Source organism: Secundilactobacillus pentosiphilus, assembly GCF_002217985.1.
Taxonomy (GTDB): Bacteria; Bacillota; Bacilli; order Lactobacillales; family Lactobacillaceae; genus Secundilactobacillus; species Secundilactobacillus pentosiphilus.
Map to the genome: position 1 here is coordinate 1 of NZ_BCMI01000095.1, position 207 is coordinate 207.

The 207-nt window shown below is 48.3% G+C and carries 1 rRNA gene; it reads right to left on the reverse strand.

The features are described 5' to 3' along the window. Positions 1-207 (reverse strand): 23S ribosomal RNA (locus CES81_RS13200); the annotation flags it as partial.

Genomic DNA, 207 nt, shown 5'->3' on the forward strand with positions numbered 1-207 from the left:
CCACTTAGGATACACTTAGGGACCTTAATTGGTGGTCTGGGCTGTTCCCCTTTCGACGATGGATCTTATCACTCACCGTCTGACTCCCGGATATAAATCTATGACATTCGGAGTTTATCTGAATTCAGTAACCCGTGACGGGCCCCTAGTCCAAACAGTGCTCTACCTCCACGATTCTCTTTCCGAGGCTAGCCCTAAAGCTATTTC